This window comes from Novosphingobium sp. PhB57, assembly GCF_004342985.1.
In the GTDB taxonomy this organism is placed as follows: Bacteria; Pseudomonadota; Alphaproteobacteria; order Sphingomonadales; family Sphingomonadaceae; genus Novosphingobium.
Map to the genome: position 1 here is coordinate 1 of NZ_SMBO01000030.1, position 6,822 is coordinate 6,822.

The 6,822-nt window shown below is 60.4% G+C and carries 6 protein-coding genes; 5 read left to right on the forward strand and 1 reads right to left on the reverse strand.

The window, feature by feature from the left end:
• From EDF58_RS26240 to EDF58_RS25500, 3 genes are all read left to right on the forward strand, one after another.
• Positions 1-523, forward strand: a 523-nt coding sequence (locus tag EDF58_RS26240; RefSeq protein WP_207913190.1) for a hypothetical protein, incomplete at its 5' end; no start/stop codon positions are given.
• A 117-nt stretch (positions 524-640) separates the two neighbouring features.
• The gene (locus EDF58_RS25495; protein WP_132270579.1) at positions 641-1,543 is read left to right on the forward strand and encodes a sulfotransferase; all 903 of its coding nucleotides are present in this window, start codon (positions 641-643) and stop codon (positions 1,541-1,543) included.
• Entirely contained in the window at positions 1,540-2,838 is a 1,299-nt protein-coding gene (locus EDF58_RS25500; RefSeq protein WP_132270581.1) for a polysaccharide pyruvyl transferase family protein, read from the forward strand. The genes EDF58_RS25495 and EDF58_RS25500 overlap by 4 nt, the downstream gene beginning before the upstream one ends.
• A gap of 153 nt (positions 2,839-2,991) precedes the next feature.
• On the opposite strand, the gene EDF58_RS25505 is transcribed toward EDF58_RS25500, so the two are convergent.
• Positions 2,992-4,209 (reverse strand): amidohydrolase family protein, encoded by a 1,218-nt coding sequence (locus EDF58_RS25505; RefSeq protein ID WP_165921600.1) that lies wholly within the window; start codon positions 4,207-4,209, stop codon positions 2,992-2,994.
• A gap of 521 nt (positions 4,210-4,730) precedes the next feature.
• Here EDF58_RS25505 and EDF58_RS25510 point away from each other — a divergent pair.
• Positions 4,731-6,113: an alpha-L-arabinofuranosidase C-terminal domain-containing protein gene (locus EDF58_RS25510; protein ID WP_243654518.1), complete on the forward strand. Its 1,383-nt coding sequence runs from the start codon at positions 4,731-4,733 to the stop codon at positions 6,111-6,113.
• A 35-nt stretch (positions 6,114-6,148) separates the two neighbouring features.
• Positions 6,149-6,694: a hypothetical protein gene (locus EDF58_RS25515; protein WP_243654519.1), complete on the forward strand. Its 546-nt coding sequence runs from the start codon at positions 6,149-6,151 to the stop codon at positions 6,692-6,694.
• Positions 6,695-6,822 lie beyond the last annotated feature (128 nt).

Below are 6,822 nucleotides of genomic sequence, written 5' to 3' on the forward strand. Positions count from 1 at the left end.
ACGAGGACCCCCGACCTTTCATCTGGAAGGCCGATCCGGACGAAATTATAGCCGCTGTACGGCGCGGGCACCAAGTGTTGGAATCAATCCACTAGCTCCGCGCGGCGGTGGCGTCGACCGTGATCTGGTCTTAGGACCACAGGGCCTCGAAGAAGGCTCGGGCACGATCCTTTGCCTCGCCTCCCGCGATCTCGACGATCCCGCCGATCGTGCATTCGCCATCGATGGCGTCCAGAACCGCCTTTCAGCCGGGCCGACTGGCAGGATCATCTTTCATGCCGGTGGCCCTGCTTGCGGAACAACCTTAACGGACGCATTGGGTCTAAGCCAAAAGAACACTTCTTGTTTCGACTGCGCTTCACCTATGTTTTCCAAACGCAATTTGGGAGTTGTTGTGCGCCGCGATTCAGCGATCTTCGGTAAATGCGTTTGGTGTGCCCGGCAGGACAATTGTGGTCGCTGCCATTATGCTGTGCGCGTCGGAAGGAGCCGTTCCAACGCCGAGCGCGACTTGGACGATTGAAACCCCGAAGACAGTGCTTGCCGGAGCCAGCTTACGCAGGACCGACCGCATTTGCGCGGTATCATCGAGGTGCACCGCTCCCCGTACCAGCGCATTAACTGGAGGCGCCAGTATACTATGCAGTTCGACAAAATTGACTTCATCATTATCGGCGCGGCGAAATCGGCAACCACCTGGCTTCAGACACAGCTGCAGTCGGATCCGGCCGTTTACATGCCCGATCCGGAGTTGCATTATTTTTCCAGGGAATACGGCCGGGGAGAAGATTGGTATCTGTCGCAGTTCAGCGAGGAGGGGGCCGGCAAGATCGTCGGCGAGAAGTCCAACTCCTACCTCTATGTGCCCGAAGCAGCGGCCCGCCTCCACCGCCACCTGCCGCATGTGAAACTGATTGTACAGCTACGCAACCCGGTCGAGCGGGCCTATTCCGACTACTGCATGCTGTTCAGGCGCGGCGAGGTGGGGGGAGATATAGGAAACTACCTCGATCCCTCGCTGGGCGAGAATTTGCGGTTCCTGGTTGCCGGCAACTTTGCCTCGCATTTGCAGTCCTATATCGAGCTTTATGGGCGTGAGGCTCTTCTTACCCTCTTCTTCGAGGGTGTGGCAGGGGACCCGGAAACGCAGATGTCGCGGATCCGGGCGCATCTGGGCTTGCCGCCGCGGCCTCTGGCACCGGGCGGACAGGATAAAGTGAAGGACAAGACGGTGCCGGTCGTGCCCGCTGGATTGCGCAAGCGTCTTGCCTGGATGAAACCGATCGCCCGTCCCTTGCGAGGCACCACCGCATTCCGGGCCGTTCGCAATCTTATCGCGCAAGAAATCCAGTACCCGCCACTAACCGATGAGTTGCGAAAGCGTCTTAACGATTATTATGGTCCCTCGATCGAGGTATTAGAGCAGATGAGTGGCCAATCGCTCAGTCATTGGTACGGACCGGTGGGACGTTCGAAGAAGGACATGACTGGTACCGACACGCTGAGACGGATCAATTATCAAGGGGCAGGGTCGGTAATATGAAGACGTTCATCATTACCGGGATCCAGATGAGAAACAAAGGCGCGCAGGCCATGTTTCTCTCCCTGAGCTATTCCTTGAAATCGATCTACGGCGAGTGCGAAGTAATCGGTTTCGCGAGCAAATACGACGATCCGGAACAGTATACCTTCCCGCTACTGCCATACGACGATTTCACGCGCCCTGCTTTGAGATACGGTTTGTACAAGGTGCCGTTCCTGGTGCCGATAGCGACCGGCATCGTCGGGTACCTTAGGAAAAGCGACAAGTGGCGCAACAAGATCACGGACATGAAGAAGGCCCTGCAAAGAGCGGACGCTATCTTCGATGCGAGTGGATACACGCTGGGCTCCGGGTGGCCCAAGCAAAGCGGGCGAATGTTGTTGGACACAATCAGGATCGCTCGCCGCTTCAACAAGAAGATCATCCTCATGCCGCAGAGCTTCGGTCCATTCGACTGGGGTGAGAAAGAGGATTCCGACTTCATCGACGAGGTAAAGAAAGAACTGACGTACCCCTTGAAGATATATGCGCGCGAGTGCGAGGGGTATGAATGCCTGACTTCTCTTGGCCTGCAGAATGTCGAATTGTCGGCAGACATGGTGATAAGGGAAAAGATTTTTCCCAGCGCCAGCCAAATCTCCACCAGGCACAGAGACGTAAAGGAATATTACCCAGCGCCAAACTCCGTTGGCTTCATTATAAACAAGAACGTATTCAGGATCGGTGACGCTTCCGCGGTAATCGTTCTCTATGCGAAAATGCTCCAGAGATTGCTCGAAAATGGCGAAAATGTCTACATTCTGAACACGTCCACCGCTGACACGGATCTGGTCAAGCAAGTCCTTGGCAAAGTGAGAAATAGCCAGAAGGTTCAGGTAATTTCCGGAGAGTTCTCAAGCCCGGAGCTGATCGACATCCTCGCGCGATTCAAATATGTCGTCGCGTCGCGCTATCATTCGGTGGTATTCGCTTACAGAAGCGGTGTCCCTGCAGTCTTACTCGGGTGGGCCAGCAAATATACTGACCTTGCGGCACTCTTCCAGCAGCAGGACTATGTCTTCGACATAAGAAGCACCACTGCCGCGGAAATTCTGGATGGCGTGGACAAAATGGGCTCAAATTCCGTGGAAGAGGCGAGACGTATAAGGGAGTGTCTGGTAGGCGTTCAAGCCACGTCCGTAGTCCAACAGGCCATAAGTGCCCTGGAGGAACAAGGCATATCGGCAACGGTCACGACCCATCGCCAGATCCCATCCTTACGCGGAAACGGGAAAGCTACCGCGATGACTGTGTGAGCGGTTCAAGGGCCTTTCAGCCGAAGTAAAGTTGCCTGCCGTCCCTTTCGTAGTCTCCGGCGGGGCAGGTTTCTCGCGATAGCGCTGGCCGCAAGCAGCGACTTGTGCCGGAAACGGCCGCGTCTTCCCGGCAGGCGGAAGATGTGCACACCCTCACTCTATCGAGGAAAGGATTTCCCCCGCGCGGATCGTCACGGCGACTTTTGCGAAGGCCGCCGTGTCCAGTGCAGGGTCGCCATCGAGCAAGACCATGTCGGCTGCCAATCCCCGCCCGATCCGGCCCCGCACATGGGATTGACCGAAGCGCCGCGCCGGGGTGGTGGTGAGTGCCGCCAGCACATGGCGCCAGTCCATCGCCTGCGCCATCAGGCGATACTCCGCGCTTGGGTCGAACACGTCCATGAAGCCGGCGTCGGTGCCGAACAGGACCTCGCCGCCGCCCTCGCTGAGTGCGCGGACCTGCTGGACGACAGTGGCGACCGGCGTGCTGTCTGCCGGATAGACTTCGAACAGCATCATCGTCGGCACCAGCGCGACATGGGCCGAGACCAACTTGCGCACTTGCGCCGCATCCCAGGGACCCGCGATCGGCGTGGCGTGGGCGAGCACGTCGACGCCGTTCTCCACTGCCGCGTTCATGCCCTCGCGATTGGTGGGATGCGCGAAGACCGGCAGGCGATGGCGATGCGCTGCGGCCGTCAGCGCGCGGATCTGGTCTGCTGGCATGACCATGACGTCCTCGGCGCCCAGAATGGCGCCGGTGAACAGTTTTACGCCGTCCACACCCGCCTGCGCCTGCCGATCGAGCCGCGCTACGGCCTCTGGCGTCGAGCGTATCTCGGGCACCGCAATATGCTCAGCCTCATAGACCGGACGCGCGTAGACCGGCGTGCCGTTCTTCGGGAAGAAGGGATCACCTACCGTGAGTATTTGCGGCCCGGCAAACCGTCCTTCTTGGATCATGCGCCGTAGCGTGGTCGCACTGGCGGTGCTGGAGGTGAGATCGAACACCGTCGTGAAGCCCCAGCGCGTGAACATGTCACGCAGTTGCCCTTCCAGCTTCGCAGGGTCGGCCGCGTCCGGGTGAAGCAAGTCATGCGTCATCAGATGGACGTGGCTGTTCCAGAAACCCGCGACGAGCGTGCGTCCTGCACCCGGGATGGTCTTCATCCCCTGGGGCACCGATACTTGCGCGCGGGAGCCGACGGCGGCGATCCGGCCGTCGCGGACGATCACGACGCCATTTTCGAGAGCTTTTGCTTGGGGATCGGCATAGATCCGGGCGCCCACTACGGCGAAATCCTCTGCCAGAGCAGGCCCGGTCACGCACCATGCGGCCAGAAATGCCGCCACCATTGCCACACTTTTCATTCTCGCCCCCCCGTCGGCCGTCGCACCGCAGCCAGGAGACAACGAAAGCGCAATGCGCGGCAGAGCGCAAGTTGGCATTCATCCCAGGCCGATGAGCGCGCCGAGACGCGACCTTCCGGACGCTTCCCGAAGGGTCAGGCTGAACGGATGAAGGCGCTTGCAGATGCAAGCTCTGGCATCTCGATCTTCGCCGGCCCTCTATGTGGACTGGTGTTCCGCTTAGCAATTGACCTCAGCCAGTTTAAGGCATTAATACTCCGACAATTGGGAGAAAAGGATGTTTCGAACATTCAGACGGTGGCCGGGACGGGTCACGATGGTTCTCGCTGCAGGCAGTCTTTGCGTTTCTCCGAGCGGAAAGGCTCAGGACTCGGAGGAGGCGGCGAAGCCGTTGCGTTCGGAGGTGTCTATTTCGGTAGACAGCGGCGGCCCGACGATCGATCCCAGCATCTACGGCCAATTTGTCGAGCATCTCGGGCGAGACGTGTACGAGGGGATCTGGGTAGTCCACCATCCCGAATGTGCGTGGCATTCGCTCGGACGTGGTCAGCGCCTTGCGCCGCATCAAGGTTCCGAACATCCGCTGGCCGGGCGGCTGTTTCGCGGACGGCTATCATTGGCGGGATGGCATCGGTCCCGCAGAAAAGCGGCCGCGCGGGATCAATGCCGCCTGGGACAAATCTCCGGAAACCAATGCCTTCGGCACGCATGAGTTCATGGATTTCCTGGACCAGATCGGCGCCAGGCCGTTCGTTTCGGTGAACCTCGGCAGCGGCAGCGTTCGTGAGGCCGACGACTGGCTTCGCTACATGACCGCCCCGCAGGACAGTGCGCCGGGGCAGGAGCGGGCAGCGAACGGTCATGCGGCACCCTGGGAAGTGCCTTTCATCGGCGTCGGCAATGAGAGCTGGGGTTGCGGCGGCAATATGACCGCGGACACTTATGCCGCGGCCTTCCGGCATTATGCCGCTTTCCTGCGCACATACTCCGGCGAGCGGGCGAAACTCATCGCCGTGGGCGCAGATACCGACGATTATGCGTGGACGGACCGCGTGATGGCGCAGGCGATGAAGTGGCGCCCGCAGCCGACCCCCTTGTCGCTGACGACGGACCGGCCGCTGCTCTGGGGCCTCTCGCTGCACTTCTACACCTTCGCCGGCAACGACTGGCATGCCAAGGGACGGAACGTGGGCTTCGACGAAGCCGGCTGGGCGGCGGCTCTGGCGCGTGCTGACCTTACCGACGATCTGATCCGCCGCCATTCGGAGGTCATGGATCGCTACGATCCCGAAAAGCGCGTCGCGCTCGCGGTGGACGAATGGGGTGCCTGGTTCCAGAGCGAGAAGAACGCCCCTTCGCAGCTCTATCTGGAAAGCACCCTGAGTGATGCGCTGATCGCAGCGAAGAGCCTCAATATCTTCAACCGCCATGCCGACCGGGTGAGAATGGCGAACCTGGCGCAGATGGTGAACGTCATCCAGTCGCTGGTGCTGACGCAAGGCTCGAAGATGGTGGTCACCCCGACATACCACGTCTTCGAGATGTACCAGGTCCATCAGGGGGCGCAGGCCTTGCCCGCCACGGTGCGGACGCCGGATTACGTGCAGGGCGACGTTCGCTTGCCCTCCATCGACGTTTCGGCATCGCGCGATGCGAGCGGCAAGCTGCATGTGACGATCGCCAATCTCGATCCGGCCCGCGCTAACCGGCTGAACATCCGCCTGGATGGCGGCCGCTGGCACCGCGCGAACGCCCGGGTGCTCACCGCCGACCGGATCGATACCCGTATCACGTTCGACAAGGCGGACCCGTTCGTCCCGCGTCCGCTGCCGGCCCGCCTCGCCGGCGGCGGCGTGGACCTCGAACTGCCGGCCAAGTCGGTAACGGTGCTGGAAGTGGAATGAGATGCGCTGACGGGCCATCGAGGGGAGTCAGGAAAATGAAGGTGAAGTTTGCCTGTCTGGCGGCGATCGGGCTTGCTGCCCTCGGCGCTCCGGGGACGCTTGGCATGGCGCAGCCCGGCGGCGGCGTGCCAGAAAAGCAGCTTCAGATCGTGCAGGGCCTTGCCGATCAAAAAGCCTCGCCGGTTCCTTCGGCTTCTGCGCTTACCGCTTATCTGTTGGTCTACTTCAAGGACGAGACCCATTCCCTGCACATCGCGGTCTCGCGCGACGGCTATTCGTTCACGGACGTCAACGGCGGCAAGCCGGTGCTGGACGGCCGCGACATCGCCGAACAGAAGGGCATCCGCGATCCCCATATCATGCGCGGCCCCGATGGCGCCTTCTACCTCAGCATGACCGATCTTCACATTAACGCGCAGCGGGAGGGACTGCGGGAAACGGAATGGGAACGGCCGAAGGAAACATATGGCTGGGGCAACAACCGCTCGCTCATATTCATGAAGTCCTGCGATCTGATCCACTGGACTCATGCCATCGTCCCGGTCGACAAGCTTTTTTCCGAAACTTCTCGGGTTGTGTAACCACAGGTCTGGAAATTCATTCGGGTCGGGACCGTTAAGCCGGTGCCGGGGCATGCCCCGGCACCGGCTGCCCATCTTCAGCATTCCACAGAGACACTACTCAACCGTGGAGCAGACGAATGGACAAT